The organism is Tenacibaculum sp. AWR4_210, from assembly GCF_056160945.1.
Map to the genome: position 1 here is coordinate 179,202 of NZ_JBSWYF010000007.1, position 22,755 is coordinate 201,956.

General features: G+C 39.9%; 25 protein-coding genes. 12 read left to right on the forward strand and 13 right to left on the reverse strand.

The features are described from left to right. Nucleotides 1-27 precede the first annotated feature (27 nt). The 3 genes from asnS to ACXAG7_RS14295 all read left to right on the forward strand — a co-directional run bounded on the left by asnS (nt 28) and on the right by ACXAG7_RS14295 (nt 3,613). Nucleotides 28-1,461 carry an asparagine--tRNA ligase gene (gene asnS, locus ACXAG7_RS14285; protein WP_408042414.1) on the forward strand — a complete coding sequence of 478 codons (1,434 nt, stop codon included), beginning with the start codon at nt 28-30 and terminating at the stop codon, nt 1,459-1,461. A gap of 84 nt (nt 1,462-1,545) precedes the next feature. Further along, nucleotides 1,546-3,009: an RNA polymerase factor sigma-54 gene (gene rpoN / locus ACXAG7_RS14290; RefSeq protein WP_408042413.1), complete on the forward strand. Its 1,464-nt coding sequence runs from the start codon at nt 1,546-1,548 to the stop codon at nt 3,007-3,009. A 4-nt stretch (nt 3,010-3,013) separates the two neighbouring features. Continuing rightward, nucleotides 3,014-3,613: a hypothetical protein gene (locus ACXAG7_RS14295; RefSeq protein WP_408042412.1), complete on the forward strand. Its 600-nt coding sequence runs from the start codon at nt 3,014-3,016 to the stop codon at nt 3,611-3,613. Here the strand turns inward: ACXAG7_RS14295 and ACXAG7_RS14300 are convergent. From ACXAG7_RS14300 to ACXAG7_RS14325, 6 genes are all read right to left on the reverse strand, one after another. Beyond that, nucleotides 3,608-4,285: a porin family protein gene (locus ACXAG7_RS14300; RefSeq protein ID WP_408042411.1), complete on the reverse strand. Its 678-nt coding sequence runs from the start codon at nt 4,283-4,285 to the stop codon at nt 3,608-3,610. The genes ACXAG7_RS14295 and ACXAG7_RS14300 overlap by 6 nt on opposite strands. Before the next feature lie 103 nt (nt 4,286-4,388). Further along, nucleotides 4,389-4,859: an ExbD/TolR family protein gene (locus ACXAG7_RS14305; protein WP_408042410.1), complete on the reverse strand. Its 471-nt coding sequence runs from the start codon at nt 4,857-4,859 to the stop codon at nt 4,389-4,391. A gap of 19 nt (nt 4,860-4,878) precedes the next feature. Continuing rightward, nucleotides 4,879-5,505: an ExbD/TolR family protein gene (locus tag ACXAG7_RS14310; RefSeq protein WP_476667233.1), complete on the reverse strand. Its 627-nt coding sequence runs from the start codon at nt 5,503-5,505 to the stop codon at nt 4,879-4,881. A gap of 6 nt (nt 5,506-5,511) precedes the next feature. Next, a complete protein-coding gene (locus ACXAG7_RS14315; RefSeq protein ID WP_408042408.1) occupies nt 5,512-5,952 on the reverse strand; it encodes a hypothetical protein in 441 nt (146 codons plus the stop codon). 9 nt (nt 5,953-5,961) lie between these two features. Then, on the reverse strand, nt 5,962-6,678 hold the full coding sequence (locus tag ACXAG7_RS14320) for a MotA/TolQ/ExbB proton channel family protein (RefSeq protein WP_408042407.1): 717 nt from the start codon (nt 6,676-6,678) through the stop codon (nt 5,962-5,964). Nucleotides 6,679-6,928: 250 nt separating this feature from the next. Then, nucleotides 6,929-7,963, reverse strand: coding sequence for an asparaginase (locus tag ACXAG7_RS14325; RefSeq protein WP_408042406.1), 1,035 nt, complete (start codon nt 7,961-7,963; stop codon nt 6,929-6,931). A gap of 97 nt (nt 7,964-8,060) precedes the next feature. Between ACXAG7_RS14325 and ACXAG7_RS14330 the strand changes: the two genes are divergently transcribed. The 4 genes from ACXAG7_RS14330 (at nt 8,061) to ACXAG7_RS14345 (ending at nt 13,058) form a co-directional block, all read left to right on the forward strand. Next, a complete protein-coding gene (locus tag ACXAG7_RS14330) occupies nt 8,061-8,762 on the forward strand; it encodes a zinc metallopeptidase (RefSeq protein ID WP_408042405.1) in 702 nt (233 codons plus the stop codon). Nucleotides 8,763-8,928: 166 nt separating this feature from the next. Next, nucleotides 8,929-11,277 carry an outer membrane beta-barrel protein gene (locus ACXAG7_RS14335; RefSeq protein WP_476667234.1) on the forward strand — a complete coding sequence of 783 codons (2,349 nt, stop codon included), beginning with the start codon at nt 8,929-8,931 and terminating at the stop codon, nt 11,275-11,277. A gap of 2 nt (nt 11,278-11,279) precedes the next feature. Beyond that, on the forward strand, nt 11,280-12,281 hold the full coding sequence (locus tag ACXAG7_RS14340; protein WP_476667235.1) for a sensor histidine kinase: 1,002 nt from the start codon (nt 11,280-11,282) through the stop codon (nt 12,279-12,281). 9 nt (nt 12,282-12,290) lie between these two features. Next, nucleotides 12,291-13,058, forward strand: coding sequence for a LytR/AlgR family response regulator transcription factor (locus ACXAG7_RS14345; protein ID WP_476667236.1), 768 nt, complete (start codon nt 12,291-12,293; stop codon nt 13,056-13,058). Between the two features lie 30 nt (nt 13,059-13,088). Here the strand turns inward: ACXAG7_RS14345 and lepA are convergent, their stop codons facing one another. Then, a complete protein-coding gene (gene lepA / locus ACXAG7_RS14350; RefSeq protein ID WP_408042401.1) occupies nt 13,089-14,885 on the reverse strand; it encodes a translation elongation factor 4 in 1,797 nt (598 codons plus the stop codon). A gap of 241 nt (nt 14,886-15,126) precedes the next feature. Here lepA and ACXAG7_RS14355 point away from each other — a divergent pair, with 241 nt between their 5' ends. From ACXAG7_RS14355 to dusB, 5 genes are all read left to right on the forward strand, one after another. Next, entirely contained in the window at nt 15,127-15,489 is a 363-nt protein-coding gene (locus tag ACXAG7_RS14355; RefSeq protein WP_408042400.1) for a hypothetical protein, read from the forward strand. Further along, nucleotides 15,470-16,024, forward strand: coding sequence for a YceI family protein (locus ACXAG7_RS14360; protein ID WP_408042399.1), 555 nt, complete (start codon nt 15,470-15,472; stop codon nt 16,022-16,024). The genes ACXAG7_RS14355 and ACXAG7_RS14360 overlap by 20 nt, the downstream gene beginning before the upstream one ends. Further along, the gene (locus ACXAG7_RS14365) at nt 16,005-16,385 is read left to right on the forward strand and encodes a hypothetical protein (RefSeq protein WP_476667237.1); all 381 of its coding nucleotides are present in this window, start codon (nt 16,005-16,007) and stop codon (nt 16,383-16,385) included. Before ACXAG7_RS14360 ends, ACXAG7_RS14365 begins: the two co-directional genes overlap by 20 nt. Next, on the forward strand, nt 16,367-17,230 hold the full coding sequence (locus ACXAG7_RS14370) for a DUF5777 family beta-barrel protein (RefSeq protein ID WP_476667238.1): 864 nt from the start codon (nt 16,367-16,369) through the stop codon (nt 17,228-17,230). Before ACXAG7_RS14365 ends, ACXAG7_RS14370 begins: the two co-directional genes overlap by 19 nt. 93 nt (nt 17,231-17,323) lie before the next feature. Then, the gene (dusB, locus tag ACXAG7_RS14375) at nt 17,324-18,301 is read left to right on the forward strand and encodes a tRNA dihydrouridine synthase DusB (protein ID WP_408042396.1); all 978 of its coding nucleotides are present in this window, start codon (nt 17,324-17,326) and stop codon (nt 18,299-18,301) included. A gap of 31 nt (nt 18,302-18,332) precedes the next feature. Here dusB and ACXAG7_RS14380 read toward each other — a convergent pair whose 3' ends face one another. The 6 genes from ACXAG7_RS14380 to ACXAG7_RS14405 form a co-directional block, all read right to left on the reverse strand. Next, nucleotides 18,333-19,538 carry an ABC transporter permease gene (locus ACXAG7_RS14380; RefSeq protein ID WP_476667239.1) on the reverse strand — a complete coding sequence of 402 codons (1,206 nt, stop codon included), beginning with the start codon at nt 19,536-19,538 and terminating at the stop codon, nt 18,333-18,335. A gap of 61 nt (nt 19,539-19,599) precedes the next feature. Then, nucleotides 19,600-19,995 carry a 30S ribosome-binding factor RbfA gene (gene rbfA / locus ACXAG7_RS14385; RefSeq protein ID WP_408042394.1) on the reverse strand — a complete coding sequence of 132 codons (396 nt, stop codon included), beginning with the start codon at nt 19,993-19,995 and terminating at the stop codon, nt 19,600-19,602. 39 nt (nt 19,996-20,034) lie between these two features. Beyond that, the gene (locus ACXAG7_RS14390) at nt 20,035-20,679 is read right to left on the reverse strand and encodes a response regulator transcription factor (RefSeq protein ID WP_408042393.1); all 645 of its coding nucleotides are present in this window, start codon (nt 20,677-20,679) and stop codon (nt 20,035-20,037) included. A 46-nt stretch (nt 20,680-20,725) separates the two neighbouring features. Beyond that, on the reverse strand, nt 20,726-21,472 hold the full coding sequence (locus tag ACXAG7_RS14395; protein WP_476667240.1) for a sensor histidine kinase: 747 nt from the start codon (nt 21,470-21,472) through the stop codon (nt 20,726-20,728). Beyond that, a complete protein-coding gene (locus tag ACXAG7_RS14400; protein WP_408042391.1) occupies nt 21,448-22,047 on the reverse strand; it encodes a hypothetical protein in 600 nt (199 codons plus the stop codon). Before ACXAG7_RS14400 ends, ACXAG7_RS14395 begins: the two co-directional genes overlap by 25 nt. Nucleotides 22,048-22,072: 25 nt before the next feature. After that, nucleotides 22,073-22,735 carry a hypothetical protein gene (locus ACXAG7_RS14405; protein WP_408042390.1) on the reverse strand — a complete coding sequence of 221 codons (663 nt, stop codon included), beginning with the start codon at nt 22,733-22,735 and terminating at the stop codon, nt 22,073-22,075. Nucleotides 22,736-22,755 lie beyond the last annotated feature (20 nt).

Here is a 22,755-nt window from a genome sequence, read left to right on the forward strand (position 1 = left end):
TGTTTTTATACAAGAATTTAAGAAATAATGAACAGAAGTAACGTAAAAGAACTATTACAATCGGATAAGTTTTTACAGGAAGTACATGTAAAAGGATGGGTGAGAACCTTTAGAAGCAATCGTTTTATTGCTCTAAATGACGGTTCGACTATTAATAATATCCAATGTGTTGTAGATTTTGAGAATACTGACGAAGCATTGCTTAAAAGAATTACTACCGGTGCTGCCGTAAGCATCACGGGTACGTTAGAAGAAAGTCAGGGTAAGGGTCAGAAAGTAGAGATTAATGTTAGCAATCTTGAAATTCTCGGTGACTCAAATCCAGAGGAGTATCCTATTCAACCTAAAAAGCACAGTTTTGAGTTTTTACGTGAAAATGCTCACCTTCGCGTTCGTACCAACACTTTTAGTGCAGTAATGCGCGTGCGTTCGGCACTGTCGTTTGCGGTACACCAATATTTCCAACAAAACGGATTCTTCTACGTTAACACCCCAATTATTACGGGTTCTGATGCTGAAGGAGCTGGTGAAATGTTCAAGGTTAGCCAATTTGAAACAAATAAGGCGCCTTTAAACGAAGAAGGTAAAGTAGATTACAGTCAAGATTTCTTCGGAAAAGAAACCAACTTGACGGTATCAGGACAATTAGAAGCAGAAACCTATGCTATGGCATTGGGGAAAGTTTATACCTTTGGACCTACCTTTAGAGCAGAAAATTCAAACACAACCCGTCATTTAGCGGAGTTTTGGATGATTGAGCCAGAGGTAGCTTTCAACGACTTAGACGCCAACATGGACTTGTCAGAAGACTTTATCAAATACGTGTTGCAATACGTACTCGATAACTGTAAGGAAGACTTGGCCTTCTTGGATACGCGTTTAACTCAAGAAGAAAAATCGAAACCACAGGCACAACGCAGTGAAATGTCATTATTAGAAAAACTACATTTTGTTGTTGACAATAACTTTAAGCGCGTGTCGTATACAGAGGCGATTGATATCTTAAAGAATTCAAAGCCGAACAAAAAGAAGAAATTCCAATTCCCAATTGAAGAATGGGGAGCGGATTTACAATCAGAGCACGAGCGTTATTTAGTAGAAAAGCACTTTAAGTGTCCTGTAATCTTGTTTGATTATCCAGCGAGTATTAAGGCTTTCTACATGCGTTTAAACGAAGATGGTAAAACAGTACGTGCCATGGATGTATTGTTCCCTGGTATTGGAGAAATGGTAGGAGGATCGCAACGAGAAGAGCGTTTAGACGTGCTCAAAGAGAAAATGGCGGCCTTAGAGATTGAAGAAGAAGAATTGTGGTGGTACCTCGATACTCGTAAATTCGGAACTGCAGTACATTCAGGATTCGGTTTAGGGTTTGAGCGTTTGGTATTGTTCACTACCGGAATGGGGAACATTAGAGATGTGATTCCTTTTCCGAGAACCCCTCAAAATGCAGAGTTCTAAAAAAATCATAAAACTTACTAGTTACAATCGTCATTCCTTTCGGAATGGCGATTTTATTTTTTGCGAATTCATATATTTGTAACTATGTTAAAACAGAGTTTACAGCACAAATTACTTCAAAAACTATCGCCTCAACAAATTCAGTTGATGAAATTGATACAATTACCTACCCAGGCCTTTGAAGAGCGCCTAAAGCAGGAAATTGAAGAAAATCCTGCCTTGGATACGGGAAAAGAGGAAAGCGATAGTTTTGACGACCAGTTCGACAATGAGGTTGACTACGATGATACTGGCAATGAAAAAATTGACACTCAAGACATCAACATAGACGAGTACTTAAGTGATGATGAGTACCCGAGTTATAAAACCCAAGCCAATAACTACTCTTCTGACGACGAAGAAAAACAAGTTCCTTATGCGGCAGGGATGAGCTTTCATCAGTCGTTGAAAGCCCAATTAAACACGTACCGTTTAAACGAACAAGAACGTGCCATTGCTGAATTTTTAGTAGGGAGTATCGACGATAGCGGATATATCCGCCGCGAACTTATTGACATCGTTGACGACCTCGCATTTACGCAAAATATTTTCACAGAAGAACAAGAAGTCGCGCGAATTTTAACCGAAGTAGTTCAAAAACTCGACCCTATTGGCGTAGGTGCTTTAAATTTAAAAGACTGTTTAGTTATCCAGCTCAAGGCAAAAAGTCAAGAAGCTAGCAGGGAGCTCGCAATAAAAATCTTGGAGGACGCCTTTGACCATTTTGTAAAAAAGCACTACAAGAAATTACAAGAAAAATTCAACATCACAGAAGAAGAGCTTCGCGATGTGATCAGTGAGATCGCCAAACTCAATCCAAAGCCAGGGAGCTCTTATGCTGGAAACAACAAGATAGCCGAACAAATAGTACCTGACTTTACCATTCGCATCATTGAAGGAAACTTAGAACTGACCTTAAATGCCAGAAATGCTCCTGAGCTGCACGTTTCCAGAGCGTACAACGACATGCTGAAAGGCTATCAAGACACCAAGGAAAAGAGCAAGGCACAGAAGGATGCCGTGATGTTTATCAAACAAAAACTCGACGCAGCGAAGTGGTTTATCGACGCTATTAAACAGCGACAACAAACGTTGCTAATCACCATGAACGCCATAATGCAATACCAAGAGGAATACTTTTTATCTGGTGATGAGCGCAAGCTCAAACCGATGATTTTAAAAGATATTGCCGATACCATCAGTATGGACGTTTCTACCGTGTCGAGGGTGGCCAACAGTAAATACGTGACCACTCCTTATGGAACCAAACTGATCAAGGAATTTTTCTCTGAATCGATGAAGAATGATCAAGGTGAAGACGTGTCGACAAGAGAAATCAAGAAAATACTAGAAACGGTGATTGCCGAAGAGGATAAGCGCAAACCTCTAACGGACGAGAAACTTTCAAAAATACTCAAGGAAAAGGGCTATCCTATTGCCCGCAGAACGGTTGCCAAATACCGAGAGCAATTAGACATCCCCGTTGCGCGTTTACGAAAAGAAATATAACGCTATGCGCTGGCCCAAACTCCTCTCCGCCCTATTACACCCAATTGTAATGCCTACAATTGGAATTTTACTGTACTTTATACTCTCACCAATGAGTATGAACAAAGACCAGCAATTCACTGTATTGGGCATCGTGTTTATCGCAACCTACATCATTCCGTTACTCCTGTTATTCTTTTTGAAATCCGTAGGATTGATTAAGAGTTTTGAGGTATTTAGTATCAAAGAGAGGAAGATTCCACTATTTTTTATGATTACCTTGCTGTATTTTCTGGGCCGACTGTTTAGTCAATTAGCCATAGTACGCGATTTAAGCTATCTTTTTTACGGAATCGTACTTGCACTCATCATTACCTACTTTTTGTTCTATACCGGCTTAAAATCAAGTTTACACTTGATGTCTATGGGAGGTGCTACTGCATACTTCTTAGTATTTCAGCTCATACACCAAGTAAGCACCTTGGCAGTAGTAGCGGTATTTGTAATCCTTTCCGGATTTTTAGCTGCTGCCCGACTGCATTTAAAAGCACATACTACTCGCGAGGTATACATCGGGTTCTTTTTAGGCTTCAGCTGTCAGTTTCTTGTCTACTTTGGTTTATAATAAATAAAAACTCAAGCCCAATTTAAGGATCCTAGTTTCTAAGGGCTCACCTGTGGTGAGACTCGTATTTTTAAAGAGTGGTGTCAGGCCGTAGTACGCGTAGAAATTAAACGTACCATACCCTGCTGACAACTGTAAACCATAACGCAATTTATTAAAATTAGGAACGGCGTTAAACTTTACGGGGCTCCCATCCAAATCATAGGTAAAATTATGACCAAAAGTGTAACTGATGGTCAACCCTGCATACACTCTCCAAAACGTATACTTATTGGCCTCCGAAGTTCTAAATCGCAGCTGTATCGGGATGTCAACACTGTGTAATCGGAGTTTATTATTGGTTACTTTATCGGTTTTCTTCTGAAAAACGAAACCTGAATTGGTCTGGACTGGCATCAAATCGTGATTAAACGAATCGTAGGCGTAGCCGGCTCCTATCCCCACTCCTAGTTGTCCGTTGTTCAACAGGGGAATATCGCGTATATACCCACCGGATAGTCCGTACGAAAAACTACTCATAGCCAAGGGATCTGGCTGATTTTGCAGCACATTATAACTCACATTCAAGTACAATTGATCTTCCCAATAACGATCTCCGACACGGAGTGAATCTTTTTGAGCAAGCAAGGTACTCGCCACTAAAAAGAAACAAAAAGACATCCATTTTTTCATAAAAACAAAGTTACACTAGTACAACGTTTTCCGCTTAAAAAATTGCACAAAAAAAAGTGCCTTCGAAAACGAAGGCACTTTTTTGTATACTGTCAAAGCAGTTTTATTTAGGAATGTTGCTTCCTTTATGCGTAGACAAGCTCAATTTAAGAGCGTTTACATCTCTCAACTTCTCTCTAATATCTGCCAAAGTACCTACACTAGATTCTTTGTCAGCTTTGATCGAAGTGGTCATAAAAGGAACATCTTCCTCTGCTTGGTTACCTCTTTCATTTAAGATAAAAGCAGGAACGTCTTCTGGAGTTCCGATTTTATCATTTAACTGAATTCTGTTGTATCCGTCACCGTATTTGCTATCCTTAGCCTTTCCAACATAGATTGTACTTACTAAACTTTTACGCTCTAATTTCTTCACTTCTGAAGCTTGAGGTAAACGAGGGTTTTCGATCGCTAAATCGGTTTCTCTCATTGTAGTAGTTACCATGAAGAAGAATAATAACATGAAAACGATATCCGGTAAAGATGCCGTCGATAACGCTGGCAATCCTTTTTTCTTCTTTTTAAACTTAGACATACTCCTTGTTTTAACGTTATTATTTTACACTTGTTGGCTCAGAATCGGTAACAACTTGTGGATACCTATCTTTGATATACTTTACTTTCGCTTTTAAATCAAGATTCTTATTGGCACTATCTTTAAATGCTTTTTCAAGTTCTGTGTAGCTTCTTCCGTATTTCTCTTGTGCTAATCTATTACGCAATTCCGTATAAGCACTTAACAAAACGTCCTGAACAGCTACATACGTTCCGTACTCAGTACCTCTATCACTCTCCACAGCAATAATTGCTTTGTTAGGGTGATCTGATGATTCTGGGTTTCTTTCCCCTTTACAGTAATCACATGGTAATGATTCTCCTACTCCACCGATTGGGTTACCTTTACCTCCACCGTTGTCAATAAACTTGATAGCGGCAGCTTTAAGGTCTTTCAATTCCATTACATCTCCCTCAACAAACAACTGGTTGTTTCGGTTGATACTTACTTGGAATATGTTTTTCTCTTTTACAACTGGTGGGTCCACAACTGTCTTTTCAGCTAACTTTTTAGGGATACCTGAATCCACGTCCATTGTAGTAGTTACAAGGAAAAAGATAAGGAGCAAGAAGGCAATATCTGCCATCGAACCTGCATTAATTTCTGGGTTTTCTCTTCTTGCCATATCTGCTTACGATTTAACTAGTCCTTTCAATAAATCCCATACAAAGAAAAACCCTGCAACAGCACCTAAAACGATACTATAGGTAATTCCTGTACCTACCCACTTAGAAACGTCTCCTTGTGGAGTTAAAACATTTCCATCAGCTCCTAAAACTTGAGTATCTGATGATAAAATATAAGAAATCACAAAGATTACTCCTAGGGCTACTAAACCTAATAAAGTCTTCTTTAAAGCAGCTGGATTTTTAAGCATTCCCCAAAGAGAAGCCAACACTGCTACTAATACTACTATTATAAAAAGATAAAAAGAATACGATACTAACATCGATACGGCGCTATCTAATGCAGCTACCTCCTCTTTATCAATTGAAGATACGTTGATATACATCGCAACTCCAGTAATAGAAAGTATGGCTACCAGTACGGTTAAAATTTTATTAATATTCATATTCTATTCTTATTTTTTGTACTTAGCTAATAAATCGATTAAAGAGATTGAAGCATCTTCCATGTTGTTTACGATGCTATCTACTTTAGAGATGATATAGTTGTAGAAAATCTGTAAGATAATCGCAGCGATAAGACCGAATACAGTTGTTAAAAGTGCAATCTTAATACCACCTGCTACTACTGCTGGAGAGATATCATTCGATACTGCAATTCTATCGAAGGCCTCGATCATACCAATTACAGTTCCCATAAATCCTAACATCGGTGCTAATGCGATAAATAAAGATAACCAAGAAACGTTTTTCTCTAATAATCCCATTTGAACTCCTCCGTATCCAACTACAGCTTTTTCAGCAGCTTCTAATCCTTCATCAGCTCTTTCTAATCCTTGGTAAAAGATAGAAGCAACAGGACCTTTTGTGTTTCTACAAACTTCCTTAGCAGCCTCTACACCACCTGAACTCAATGCCTCGTCTACGTTAGCAACTAATTTCTTAGTGTTTGTAGTAGCCATGTTTAAGTATATAATTCTTTCGATAGCGATAGCTAATCCTAAGATTAATGCTACTAATACTACCCCCATAAACTTAGGATCCCCCTCGATGAAACGTTGCTTTAACTCCTGGTGAAAAGTCTTTTCCGCTGCATCTTGAGCGTAAGTTGATTGAATAGCTCCTAAGAACATAAATCCTGCTACAGTTAGGATATTTACTACTTTTTTCATTTTGTTATAATTAATTTTAAATAGTTAACGGGTTAAAAATACAAATTTTACTATGATTTTAATAAAAAAACAATAAGAAGTGCAGGTTTTACCCGCAGTTATTGCAGATTTTTATTTTCAGAGTGGCAAGTAACAAAAAAATGTTGGTTCTTAAAAAAAAATTAACGGTTTTATATATCAACATTAACAGTTCCCCTTTATTTTTTGATATTCAAACAGTTATTTTAAATTAATTAACAATTTCATTCCCTTAATTACTCATCTCACCACGCAATGCTTGCTCGAAATATCGCTTAAATTCCGATTTTGTCAGGTTTTCACCTAGTAAATACATCATTTTTGCTACTGCAGTCTCGGTTGTGATGTCCTTACCGTTGATAACTCCGAGGTTTCTCAAGGCTGCACTCGTTTCGTAATGCCCTAGTATAACACTTCCTCCTTCACACTGGGTAATATCTACTACGTAAATCCCCTGCTCTTGAAACTCTTTAAGAATCTCCAAAAACCAAGGTTCTGACGGAGCATTCCCGGCACCATAGGCTTCCAAAATAATACCTTTAAGTCCTTCAATTTGCAGGTAGCTGCGCACCACGCGTTCCGTAATTCCTGGAAAGAGCTTGAGTATGGCTATATTATTGTCTAACTTTTTTCTAAATATCAAGTCCTCAGCCTTTCCTTCAGGACGCAGTAATAAAGGATAGTTAAAGTTTAAGTGCACACCGCTCTCTACGAGTGGTGGATAGTTCATAGAAGAAAACGCTTCAAATTGTTCGGCACTTATTTTGGTCGTTCTATTCGCTCGGTACAGTTTGTATTCAAAATACAATCCTACTTCTTGAATCACTGGACTCCCATTTTCCTGGGCCGCAGCTATTTGTACCGAAGTAATCAAATTCTCCTTAGCATCCGTGCGCAAGTCGCCAATTGGCAACTGCGACCCCGTAAAAATCACGGGTTTCTGCAAATTTTCGAACATAAAACTAATGGCCGAAGAGGTATACGACATCGTATCGGAACCTGTCAATACAACAAAGCCATCGTAGTCGTGGTAATTTTTTGCAATCATCTCTGCAATCTGAATGTAATAGTCGATGTTCATGTTTGAAGAATCAATTGGGTCTTCAAACGAAATGGTATCAATACTACAATGTAAATGTTGCAATTCCGGAATCTTACTCGAAATCTGACTAAAATCAAAAGCGCGAAGGGCTCCTGTTTCGTAATCCTTAACCATTCCAATGGTTCCTCCTGTATATACGATTAATATAGATGGTTTCTTTGCCATTTTGACAGCTTATTTAAAGTTCTTATATTATGGAATAATTTGTGCTGTAAAGGTATTAAGTAAATAGAATTTATTTAGACATTAATTATAAAGATTTATGGGGTTAGAATATTATATCATTATTGGGGTATTTGCCTTGCTGAGCTGGGCCGTAAGCAACACCCTCAAAAAGAAATTTGACAAGTACTCACGTTTGCGCCTGCGCAACAATATGAGTGGTGCTGAAATCGCGGAGAAAATGCTACAAGACCACGGTATTTACGACGTTCAAGTAATTTCCACTCCTGGAAGATTGACAGACCACTACAATCCAAAAAATAAAACAGTAAACCTCAGCGAAGCTGTATACCACGAACGAAATGCCGCTGCTGCTGCCGTCGCCGCTCACGAAGTAGGCCATGCCGTGCAACACGCACGCGCTTACAAATGGTTAGAAATGCGTTCTAACCTCGTTCCTATGGTCAATATTTCCTCGCAATTTTCAAATTATTTAATCATGTTTGGAATTGTTTTAGGTGCCACTTCCAACTTAGGATTTTGGGTACTTGCCGGAGGAGTTGCCCTGTTAGCAATGGGAACCTTGTTTAGCCTGGTAACCCTACCTGTAGAATACGATGCCAGCAACAGAGCCCTGGCTTGGTTAGAGCAAAAACACATGGTAACCCGAGAAGAACTCGCTGGTTCGAAAGACGCTTTAAAATGGGCGGCTCGCACCTATCTCGTCGCTGCCTTGGGATCATTAGCTACTTTGGCCTACTGGGTGTTACGCCTCGTTGCGGCCTCGAATAGAAGAGATTAATAGCCACTAGAAAATACCTATTAAACGATTCGCTTCTGCGAGTCGTTTTTTTTTTAGCGTTCATTCCTCACAATTCAACGGTTTTTTATCCCAGTTGAGCCGAATGTACTTTTGGAAATCACTGATAGCCTGCACTTTTGTAGCAAACCTACTAAACAGGCAACCTATGAAAACACTAAGTACCATTGTTCTTATACTAATTCTCCACCTTTCCAGCTGGGCACAATTTAACATTTCAGGAACTATAACTGACAGTTCCCAACAACCCGTACCTTTTGCCAATATCATCGTATACCCTACCAGCCCGAAAGGAGCTCCCAAAGGAGTTGTCACCAATGACGAAGGACAATATCAATTTGAAAGCCTCGCGCAAGGAAATTACCTCTTAGAAGTTTCAGTACTCGGCTTCACCTCAGAAAAAACAGCAGTCTTTACGCTAAACGAACACAAAACCTTCTCGTTTCAACTCAAAGAATCATCAGAAACACTCGGTGAAGTAGAAATTAAGGCCAAGCGTCCCGTAATTCAACAGCGAGCAGAAAAACTTGTCATTGACCTGGAAAAATCTGAAATGCAAAACACCAACCTGCAAGACGTGATGCGGAAAGTACCGGGAGTACTTGTCACCAACAACGGCATCAACTTTGCCGGACGTAACGATGTACGCATCCTCATCAATAACAAGACTACGGAATACATGGATCTGAACTCCCTGCTCCGCGATCTTCCAGCCGATAATATTGCCAAGGTTGAACTCATTGAACAACCCGGAGCTGAATTCGATGCAGAAGGTTCTGGCCCCATCATCAATATTATTTTAAAGAAAAATATTCAACTGGGCACTCACGGAAGTATCAATAGCTGGATAGGTAGAGACCAAGGACTTGAATACGGTAGTTCGGCTTCCTTGGCCAGTTATAAAAACAAACTGAACTGGCAACTGTCATTGGGGTACTCGAGTCCTACCTGGAGAGAAGACCTCTTTATAAAACGCCAAGTCCAGTCCGCAGTATACGACCAAGCTACTCGCGAACCTTACAATCCAAAAAGTCTTCGATTCGGTACCCACCTGGATTACTACCTCAATGACGAACATACGCTCGGATTGGATTTTGGACGAACGGGCACCGATTCGGAACGCATTTCCTCAAGCATCACTCACATTTCCGAAAATGGAACCACACAAACCTTGCGCTCGGAAAACAGTTTTGATCGAGACTTAAAGGTATTTAATATCAACCCCTATTACGAATTCAATAACGAGCATCACAAACTGGTATTCGATTACAATCACGTGAATTACCGCACTGACAACCTCAATGCCATCTATCAAAAAGGAGGAACGGTTCCGGTAACTGCCAGGCAGTATCAGCAAGCTGGTGCCTATACCATCAATACCTTCAGAATGGATTACAAGCGTACTTTTAACGATACATTTCAACTAAGTGTAGGATCTAAAGTAGCCTTGGTTGCTACGGATAACGATTTAAAAGCCTATACTGGTGCTGCTGGAGGGTTTCAGTTCCAAGCCGACCAAAGCAATCAATTCCTCATTGACGAAAACATCAGTGCCTTGTATTCCAAATTGCGCATCGCCACTGAACAATGGACTTTTTCTGGAGGTCTTCGGTACGAACACAGCAACACCAAAGGAACTGCCACCAACCCAAACAGCGTGCAGTCACGCGTCATCTCAAAGCTTTTCCCGAGTGCTTCTTTGACCAAAAAAATGGGAACTTCATTAGCCAGCACCCTATCGTATAGTTATCGCATTCGACGACCGAGCTACAATACCTTAAATGCCTTTGTTACCTATTACGACCCACTGTCGTCAGAGGTAGGTAATGCCAACCTCCGCCCTACCTTTACGCACAACTACCAATTCAACCTAAGTTTTAAAGGGCAACCGTTTTTTACCGTTGGATACAGCCAGTCAAAAGACGCCATGTTCCGACTCATTTCCCAAAACGACAGCACCGCTGAAATCAGCCGACGCACCATCAATTTGGACCAACGCAATCATTGGAATTTTCGCCTTTTTGCACCGTTGAGTTTCATTAAAAAGCTAGAAGGCTATACAGGAGTTATCGTCAACTACAACAAATTCACTTCCGATAAATACACCCTAAACCTCTCTAAATGGAATCTCATTTGGTTTACTCATGCTAGCTATAACTTACCTTGGAATATCCAAGCAGAGCTCAACGGAAACTACGGTACCGGTGCTTTGGACGGAGGTGCTGATATCAATTGGTTTGCAGATCTCAACTTTTCTTTCGGAAAAAAATTCATGAATGATAAATTAAAAGTAAATTTAGGCTTTTATAAAATGCTCAATCGCGGTTACGTTGGAGGAATTAACTATAACAACATCAATGCTGCCCTTGAGAGCAATCAATCGAGACAAAATATCCAACTGAGCATTCGCTACAGTTTTGGAAGTAAATTTGGAAAGAAAAAAGCAGCCCGAACGGGATCAGAAGAAGAAGAAAACCGAATAGATAACAATAATTAATTATGAATAGTAAGCTTAACAGATCGGACATTTACTTGCTTTTGGCATACTTTCTAATATCGTTTTCTATACAGTCATACAAATACGCTCAACGCAATGCGTATTTAAGAGAGTACCTTATTGACTTCCCCGTTGAAGCCCTAACGCTCACAACCAGCATTGCCATTTTTGTATTTTGGCTCATTCCCAGAATGGTAGAAGAAAAAAAATACCTGCGCTACACCATCGTTGGACTAGTAGTGATGATTAGCATCACGAGTATCGATTATACCATCGGGTTTTGGACCGGTGGCAACGATTGGAGTAAGTTCCCTTTGGGGCTTGAATTCGTTCGTTTAATGATCGATAAAAGTGCAGAAGAAATGGCCTTTCCGTTTGCCTTATTACTCACAAAAAAATTCTACGAAGGTCAAAACAACCTGTTAAAAATAGAAAAACAACAAAAAGAAAATGAGCTCAAGCTACTGCGTTCGCAAATAGACCCACATTTTCTGTTTAACAACTTAAACACGCTCGACTCCTTGATAGACAGTGACCCTGAAAAAGCCAAGGAATACATTAACAAGCTGTCGTTGATATATCGCTATTTAATTCAAACCAAAGACAGCGAAGTCATGGAACTCCAAGAAGAGGTAAACCTCGCCAGAAATTACATATTTCTCATCCAAACGAGATTTGCAAACGACTACCAATTTGACCTGGCACTTCCGGAACTCGCCGACGACTTATTTTTACCCACAGGAGCCTTGCAAACCTTGCTCGAAAATGTTGTTAAACACAATAAACCACAACATCAACCAATAAAAACGCAACTTAGCTATTCAGCAAACAGCATTACCATCACCAATACTAGATCGACCATTAAAACTCCGGAAATCTCATTTGGTACCGGATTAGAAAACCTAAAAACTAGGTACCGACATTTTACCGATTTACCGGTTCGCATACGATCGAGTCAAGACGAATTTTCAGTTAGCATCCCAATTATCAAACTGACCTCTTAACGGCATATTATGAAAGTACTTATTTTAGAAGATGAAATACCGGCATACCAGAAGTTAGCCTCCTATTTAGCGGATTTGTACCCTACAAGTGACCACGAACATCATTGGGGGCGCTCGATTAGCGAAGGACAAGCCTTACTTAACCAGCACGACTACGATTTTATCATTTCAGACATTCAGTTACTCGATGGAATATCTTTTGATTTATTCGATGCCCACCCAAGTAATTGCCCTATTATTTTTTGTTCAGCTCATGACAATTACTTGTTCAAAGCTTTTGACACCAATGGTATTGCCTATATTTTAAAACCTTATACCAAGGCGGACTTTAGAAAAGCCATCGAAAAATATCAGGTACTCTTTAAAAGCGGAAGCTACAAAACACTCAATAAAAACACCTTGCATCACCTAAAGTCGGCACTCCACCAAGAATACAACACCTACAAGAAAAGGTTTGTAATTAAAAAACCCACAGGTATTCAACTCCTGAACGTAACGGATATCAGCTTGGTAAATGCTTCCGGTGATTTTTGCATCGCCACAGATAAAAGCGGACAACGCCATACCATCTCTCAAACATTAGGTGCTGTAGCCAAGCAGTTAAACCCTCAAAAATTCTTTAAAATCAATCGCAGTGAACTGGTTCATATTGATGCCATCACGGCCATCGAAAGTCATTTTAAAAACCGCCTACTCATCAGTTTAGAAGGCCATCACGACAAGGTAATGACCAGCTCGTCAAATACGGCAGAATTCAGAAAATGGTTAGAACACTAAAAAAGCTCCTTTTTCAAGGAGCTTTTTGTATTAATCGTTAAGTTTTAGTACCGCCATAAACGCCTGTTGTGGAATTTCTACATTTCCTACTTGGCGCATACGCTTTTTACCTTTTTTCTGTTTTTCTAATAATTTACGCTTACGTGAAATATCCCCTCCATAACACTTGGCTGTTACGTCTTTTCTCAGGGCTTTTACCGTTTCACGCGCAATAATTTTAGCTCCAATTGCTGCCTGAATAGGGATATCAAATTGTTGTCGAGGAATCAATTCTTTTAATTTCTCACAAATTCGCTTACCGATATTATAGGCATTGTCGGCGTGTAATAACGATGATAAGGCATCAACCGACTGTCCATTTAAGAGCATATCTACACGTACCAACTTGGATTTCTTCATTCCTATTGGGTGATAATCGAACGAAGCATAACCTTTCGAAACTGTTTTAAGTCTATCGTAGAAATCGAAAACGATCTCTGCCAACGGCATTTCAAAAATCAACTCAACACGTTCCGGTGTCAAATACGTTTGATTCACAATCTGCCCTCTCTTTTCGATACACAAGCTCATTACCTGCCCCACAAAATCCGATTTAGTAATGATCGAAGCTTTGATAAACGGCTCCTCTACTCGGTTTAGTTTTGATGGGTCTGGTAAATCAGACGGATTGTTTACAATGATAATCTCATCCGGTTCTTTGTTGGTATACGCGTGGTACGACACGTTGGGAACCGTGGTAATCACGGTCATATTAAATTCTCTTTCTAAACGCTCTTGAATAATTTCCATGTGTAACATTCCTAAGAATCCACAACGGAATCCAAATCCAAGTGCAGCAGAACTCTCTGGCTGGAACACCAACGAAGCATCGTTCAACTGCAGTTTTTCCATAGAAGCACGAAGTTCTTCATAATCTTCAGTATCTACCGGATAAATCCCTGCAAATACCATTGGCTTTACATCCTCGAAACCAGCAATTCCTTCTTCGGTAGGGTTCACAAAATCGGTAATTGTATCACCAACTTTAACCTCTTTCGCTGTTTTAATACCAGTAATTAGGTAACCTACATCTCCGGTTTTAATTTCTTTTTTAGGTACTTGATTCAATTTTAAAGTTCCAACCTCATCGGCAAAATACTCCTTGCCCGTAGCCATAAACTTAATCTTCTGATTCTTTTTAATAGAACCGTCAAGTATACGGAAATAGGTTTCAATTCCTCGGTATGAGTTATAAACACTATCAAAGATCAAGGCTTTTAACGGTGCATCAGGATTTCCTTTTGGTGCAGGAATTCGATCGATGATCGCCTCTAGAATTTTATCAACTCCAAACCCAGTTTTTCCACTGGCAGGAATAACATCTTCTGGGTCACAACCTAATAAATCAACAATATCATCAGTAACTTCCTCAGGATTCGCACTTGGTAAATCTACTTTGTTCAACACCGGAATAATCTCTAAATCATTTTCTAGGGCCAAATACAAATTAGATATTGTTTGTGCCTGAATACTTTGCGCAGCATCTACAATTAACAATGCTCCTTCACAAGCCGCAATAGAACGTGACACTTCGTACGAAAAGTCTACGTGACCAGGAGTGTCAATTAAATTAAAGATATACTCTTCACCTTCATGAGTATACTCCATTTGAATTGCATGCGATTTAATGGTAATACCACGCTCGCGCTCCAAATCCATACTATCCAATAATTGATCTTGCTTTTCTCGTTCCGTTACCGTTTGCGTATAATCCAACAAACGATCGGCTAAGGTACTTTTACCGTGATCAATGTGCGCAATAATGCAAAAATTTCTAATGTTTTTCATGTATCTAATCCTAATATACTGATGACCGACAAAGATACGCTATTTCAGGCCGTAAGCAAATTAATTTCCGCACATAAAAATCATAACCCTAGTCAAAAAGTAGGGAAAAACACCTTTAAATTGTTATATTCTAAACACATAAACACAACTACCTTGTAAATAGTTAAAAAAAATAGTAATTTACTATGTAATCAATAGTGTTTTTACACGACTACTAACAAATCACAAAAACAACAATTCAATGAAAAATGTAACCAAATCCCTGTTTGTACTGAGTGTTTCACTCTTTTTCTTTAACTGTTCCTCTTCAGAAGTGACACCGCCAGACAACAACCCGACACCGACGGCCACCAAAACGACCTATGACAAAGATGTAAAAACCTTAATCAACAACAGTTGTGCTACATCGGCTTGTCACGATGCCGTTTCACCACAGGCTGGACTTCCCCTTACCAATTACACTCAGGTAAAAAATGCAGCGCAAAACGGAAATCTCATCGCCCGAATCAACAGCAGCTCAAATCCCATGCCGCCATCGGGACAAAATTCTACCGTTGTTGCTATAATTGCCAAATGGAAAACGGATGGATATCTCGAAAATTAATATCCGCATCCTTTGCCTGCTTTTATTCTTTACGAGTCAAAGCATGTGCGCACAAAAATACTTTACCCGAACGGGTACTACGGAGTTCAAAGCATCAGTAGATGCTTTTGAACCCGTTGAAGCAACGAGCAATAGCAGTTCGGCCATCCTAACAAATAGCGGTGATTTCGCGGCTCAAGTGTTCATCAACTCCTTTCAATTCAGAGTGGCTTTAATGCAAGAACACTTTAATGAAAACTACATGGATTCTGATAGCTTTCCTAAGGCGACTTTTCGCGGGAAAATTCAGGGTTTTGAAGGCTTTGATGGCAGTACTATGCGCGAATATACCCTTAGTGGAACGCTTACCATACGTGGAAAAACAAAGAAAGTTACCCTACCCATTCGCTTCACCCCTAACAAAGGACAGTGGGTATTAGCGGGGACATTCGAGGTAACGGCGGCTGAATTCGGCATTGAAATTCCGAGTATTGTTCGAAAAAAAATAGCGAAAAACATACGTATTAGTATACACTATGAACTTTCAAAAAAATAAAAAGTGGTTTCTCATCGGTTTATTAGCGATCACACTGAGCAGTTTTGGAATCTATCAATACCTTTTTCAAGCGCCTAAAACTACGGAACAACGCTCCGTAGCTTACCGCGGAACTACCAACGATTTTCTGACAAAACTCCAAAAAGAACCGACCTCGTGGAACGGTAAAACTGTTGTTTTGACTGGAGTTGTAACGGAGTTACTCGCCGACGGCGTACTGGTAGATGCCGTTGCCTTTTGTCAGATGACAGAAAAGAACTCCTTGAGTAAAGCACAAAAAATAAACATTAAAGGTCAAGTTATTGGCTATGACGAACTGTTAAATGAATTAAAATTACACCAATGTATTCTAGAAAAATAAGAAAAACACTCGCAATTATGGGGCTGCTTTGCGCCATTCCTTCAGGATTGTGGGCACAGGATGACCTGCTTGATGAACTCGATACGGATGGTCAAGAACAGCACTTTGTACTTCCGGCTTTTAAGACCTTAAAAATTGGCAATCTCCAATCGACAAAAATTGCCGATAAGGGTGACTTACACCTCATCGTTTCGCACCGCTTTGGTCCGCTTAGCGATGGCTTCGACACCTTTTTAGGCTTGGACAATGCCAACACTAAAATTGAATTACTTTACAGCTTTTGGGAAGGCGTACAGTTTAGTATTAGCCGAGAATCGTTTAACCGTACCTATGCGGCAAATACCAAGTTTCGAATTGCCAAACAATCCTCCTCATTTCCTGTAAACCTCGTAGGCTATGCCGGAATATACCGCAACACCTTAATCAACACAGCCACCTTTCCTGCTCTGAAAGATGCCGACCGTTACAGTTACAGCCTTCAAGTGCTCGCTTCTCGACGCTTTTCTAAAGCGTTTTCCTTAGAATTAGCTCCGACCTTCATTCGCGAAAACTTACAAGACCTCAACAATACAATTACCGCCAACCACAATCAATTTGCCTTGGGCTTAGGAGGTCGTTATAAAATTAGCAAGCGCGTGAGTTTAAACGCTGAATACGTGCATAACTTTAACCGTGATAGCAACTCAAAATTTACCAATCCCTATACTTTTGGGGTGGATATAGAAACAGGAGGACATGTTTTTCAACTGTTGTTTACCAATGCGCAATCGACCAACGAACCAGGCTTTATTAGCAAAGCTGAAGGAGATATTGCCTTTGGTTTTAATATTGTCCGTGTATTTTAACTCCTTGAAAACACCCTTACTACAGGTTTCTGCTACCAGAAACCTTTTTTTATACCTAAAAAATAAAAGTTAACTTTGCCAAAATTTTTTAGTGTGGTTAAGATTGATAATATAGAGTTACCAGATTTTCCGTTGTTACTAGCTCCTATGGAGGACGTAAGTGACCCTCCCTTTAGAGCCCTATGTAAGGAAAACGGTGCAGATGTAGTATACACAGAATTTATTTCTTCGGAAGGATTGATTAGAGACGCTGCAAAGAGCGTGATGAAGTTAGACATCTACGAAAAAGAGCGCCCTGTAGGAATACAGATCTTTGGAGCCAACTTAGATTCGATGTTGCGCTCAGTAGAGATTGTTGAAAAAACAAAACCCGACATTATTGATATCAACTTCGGATGCCCGGTGAAAAAGGTAGTTTCTAAAGGAGCTGGAGCCGGAATCTTAAAGGATATTGATTTGATGGTAAAGCTTACAGAAGCCATGGTAAAACACACCAGCTTACCAATTACCGTTAAAACGCGTTTGGGTTGGGATCACGACTCTATCCGCATTGTGGAAGTAGCAGAACGCCTGCAAGATGTAGGGTGTAAAGCAATTTCTATCCACGGTAGAACACGTGCTCAAATGTACAAAGGAAATGCCGATTGGCGCCCTATTGCCGAGGTAAAGAACAACCCTAGAATGCACATTCCAGTGTTCGGAAACGGTGATGTGGACTCTCCTGAAAGAGCCAAAGAAATGCGTGATGTATACGGACTTGACGGCTGTATGATTGGTAGAGCCTCTATAGGATACCCTTGGTTTTTCAACGAAGTAAAGCACTATTTTAAAACAGGTGAACACCTAGCGCCACCAACCATTGCAGAACGTGCAGAAATGGCACGACGCCACCTAGAAATGTCGATCGACTGGAAAGGAGAGCACCTCGGAGTTGTGGAAACACGCAGACATTATACCAACTATTTTAAAGGAATCCCGCATTTTAAAGAGTACCGTTTAAAAATGGTTACTAGCGATGATCCGCAAGTAGTATTTGACACCTTTGAACTCGTCAAAGAAAAATTTAGTTAATGAAGAAAAACAGCGATTCGCTGTTTTTTTTTTATTTGTTAATAAAGGAAGCGGAGATTCGGGCACTCGCAATTTTTGACGCTATAAATCCTAAACAGATAATGGTCAAAACCACCACGATAAAATTACTCCAACGCAGTTCTACCGGATAGGGCATACTCGCTGTGATTTTAAACCAACCAAACTGCAATTGCAACGCTACTAAGGCTCCACCGATGCAGAGTCCGATACACATTCCTACCAGAACTAGTAAAAAACCTTGATACACAAATATCTTTTTGATATCCGCCAAACTAGCGCCTATAAACAGCAAGGTTTTTAAATTTTTACGCTTGTCGATAATCATCATAATAATAGACCCTATAACGCTAAATAGCGCAATGATAATGATTAAGGTAAATATCAAATAGGAAATAAAGTTCTCTGTATTTACCACCTTGTAATACAAGGCATTGAGTTCTTTTTTGGTTTTTACCTCATAGCCCGCTCCCAACTGACGTTGTAATTCAGCTTTGACCTGTTTGGGTTTTACTCCTGGAACCAGCTTTACTTCGATTGCAGAAATCTCATTTTTATCGTACCCCAACAATTCTTGTGCTAAAGCCAGACTGGTAAACACGAATTTCCCTTGAAATTCTTCCGAACCAGTATAAATCCCTATCACTTGCGTTTTTACGGAGTTAAATGCTTTGTTCGGGTTCATGATAAACTTCTTCCCGGGTTTAGGCACGTACATTTTTAACGGTTCCCCAAGGTCTCCCACATTTAATGAAAGGGCATAAGAAATTCCGGATCCAACCACTGCTGTATTCACGTATTCATAGTCCAACCAGGTTCCCAATACCACAGCCGAATCGATGGCCACCACCTGATTAAAGCTGGTATCCACTCCTTTGATATAGGCAATGTGATTTTTATCGCGATACATGAGTGAAGCGCGTTGCTCCAAGACTTTGGCGTAGGTAACAACCGACTTCGAGCTGTTGAGCATGCCGTGGAGTTCGGGAGAAAACTGAATTCTCTTTCCTGTAGCTGGCAGTATTTTAAGATCGGGATCGGATACCTCCAACAGCGAGTCACTGAAAGTTCGCAAACCAGAAAATCCCGACAGTACTATAAACAAAGCAGCAGTACCAACCACCACTCCAAACATCGCAATAAATGTGATGATGTTAATGGCATTGGTACTGCTCTTAGAATATAAATACCTTTTGGCTATATAAAGTGAAAAATTCAATGGACTCGTTAAAAATTCAACAAACCAAAAGTAGGTGAATTTTTTATAAAGTCATAGCCTTTTATCTTTTTTGGCGTCTCGGGAGTATGTCTGGATTTTTAATAGGATCTAGATCTTCACCTTTCAACGACTTATCGATTTCTTCGATATAATCTAAACTGTCATCACCGAAGAACAACAACTCTGGCATTCTTCTCAATTGATTTCTCGTACGCTGTGCGAGCTCGTGTCTAATTGCTGGCGTATTAGAAACAATTCCTTTGATGATTTCTTCTCTTTTTTCAGAAGGAAAAACACTCAAATACACCTTTGCTACTCCTAAATCTGCTGTTACTGATACTTTAGATACAGAAATAATCACTCCTCTCATTCCGTCCTGAGCAGCGCGTTGTAATACATCCACTATGTCTTGCTGGAGTACGCCTGCTATTTTTCGCTGTCTATTTGTTTCTTCCATGCTGCAAATTTAGGGAATATTTTCTTTGGGCTCTAGTGTTTAAGGCGTATAGATTTTATTTTTTATCGCGTACATCACAAGTCCTACCCTATTTCGGACATCGAGTTTTGTAAACAGGCTATCGCGATACCCGTCAATCGTTTTAGGACTTAGAAACATTTTCTCGGCAATTTCTTTGTACGTCAACTCGGAACAAGCCAAACGCATAAAGGTCAATTCGTTTTCCTTAAACTTGATAGTACTCTTTCCATTTTTTCCAGATACGGACTCCAACAGTAAATTGGTCACTTCTTTGGTATGATAAAAACCGTTCTCCATCAATTCCATCAAAGCGCGTTCTAGGACTTCCTTTTTCGTGTCTTTTAGCAAATAGCCTACAGCACCTGCTTTCAACATTTTTAAAATGGTGGTATCGGCATCTTCTACCGATAAAGCCATCACGTGTACCTTCGGATGGTGCTCCACTATCCACTGCGTGGTTTCTATCCCGTTCATTACAGGCATGTTTACATCGACCAAAACAATGTCAGGGACATTTTTAGGTGATCCTGTAAATTTTTCTGCGAGTTCTTTTCCGTTTTTACAAGTATACAATACTTTAAATTTATCGAAAGTGTTTACCATACCTTCGATTGCTTGCGACAACAACGTGTGGTCGTCGACGACAACTACAGAATATTTCATAATAAAGTTCAGTTTAGGTTTCCTCTTCTGCTACAATGGGGAATGCTTAAAAATAATAATTAATTATCAAAGTTGTACCATTTTGAGGCTCCGATTTTAGTTCCGCTTGGGCTTTTATCAATTCTATACGCGCTTTTATATTTTGTAATCCAAGTCCTTTGTAGGCAACCTTGTCCATATCAAAGCCAACTCCATTATCGCGCACGCGGATGTGAAGTGCTTCGGTGGTATACTTCAGATGCAAACACAATTCCGAAGCTTTAGAATGCTTAATGGTATTGGAAAAAAACTCTTGCAATACGCGAAACATGATAATTCCGTGCTTTTGATTCACCGTTTGAACGGCCCCCTCAATTTCCAAGCTCGCCTCGATGTAATTTAATCGGTTAAAACGATCTATTTCCAGTTGCAAGGCGTCTGTAAATGCGATGTTATTGATGAATTCAGGGTTGATCAACTTGGAGAGCGATCGAATTTCTGACAAGCTCTTGCTAATCGTTTCCGTAATATCTTTCAGTTCCTCTGAGTCTACCTGCTGCAATTGAATTTTTGCCAGTGTCAACAGCTGTCCAATATTGTCGTGCAACTCCCAGCTGATGCTTCGCAAGGTTTCTTCTCGAATTTCTATCTGCGTTTCGGCAATTTCTCTTTCAAAGCGTTTTTTTATGGCCTCTTGATCTTCCAGTAATTTATTTTTTCTCCGTTGAAACACCGAAAATAGCAGCACTAAAAAAGCCACTACGATAACGATGACCAGGGTCGTCACAATTAATATTTCTCCTTCTTGCTGCATACGAATCCAAAAATTATCAATAAGTTCATCAAGATAATAAGAACATTTAATACAAAAAACAATCCTCGGGTTTGCATGTAGTGAACCATGCTAAAGAATGGAACCGACGAAAGGTGAAAAATTAAAAAAGCGACAGCTACCCAAAACGAGATCATTTTTTTGTACACCAAAATCTTATCCGACAACAGCAATTCTCTCAAATACCACAAGGCGTACACCGCGATACAGAGAGAACCAAAAATTACCGGTTTGGTGATTTGAGCTCTTGCCTCAAAGTACCACAACCACACGAATAAAAATGCCCACCACAACAGCCATAGAATTTTCCGTTGTCCTACCAATACTCGAAACAACAGCAAGGCCAACAAATTTTGGAACGCTATAAAACCGTAGGACAGATAATAGCTATCGATCTTAAAAGAATACACAAACGTTCCGATGCTTTCGACCAGCGCAATAAGCAGTAGCAGTGCTACCAAAAACTTGTAGAACGGTTGGTTTGCATACCGCTTCAGATACACTACACTAAGTACGGCTGTGCTAATTTGAAAGAAGAGGGAAAGATTTTGGAACATTCTGGCTGAGTTAAGAGATTAAGAATTACGCATAAGGAGGTGTTAGATGACTTAGGTTGGCAGCTCCACTTTCTTCAAAATCATTACCATCTCTCAATGAATTTGTCGCTTTCATCATGACTGGAAGCTGGTATTTATTGTCTTTTCGCTTGCCTTTCTTATAGGTCTCTTTGGTATCGTAAATCCACTGATAGCCGTGTTTTGCCAGCATCTCTCCAAAAGTCACGAGTGCTTTTGAGCGGTAACTCTGAACTGGATCGTACAACACTTGTGCACCGTCCACCGTGGTCGAAGGCATATAAATTAAACTACTGTACTCTCTCCCGTCATCGGCGTGCAGTTTTCCTACAGAAATAAAACTAATACCCGTCATGGCAATACCTGCCTTCTTACTCAAATTTTCTACGTGCCCTAAGTATTTTTTAAATTGTACAAAATCAAAAGTATTGATACGTGCATCTTCATATCCCATGGCTTTTTCAAAGGGCACAATGCAGTGTTCATCGTACACCTGCAACATTTCTATCACTTGCGGGTAACTCAACATTTCTTTGGTTCTCCCTTCGTCTTTGTAACAAAAAACACCTTTATCCTGGTTGTAGTCCTCACAAAGCTCACAAGCAAACTCCTTTCCTACCATTTTGATAAGTCGGACGATGATTCTCTTTAAAAAACTCATTTTTTTCATGATTTGGTTTGATTTTTAGT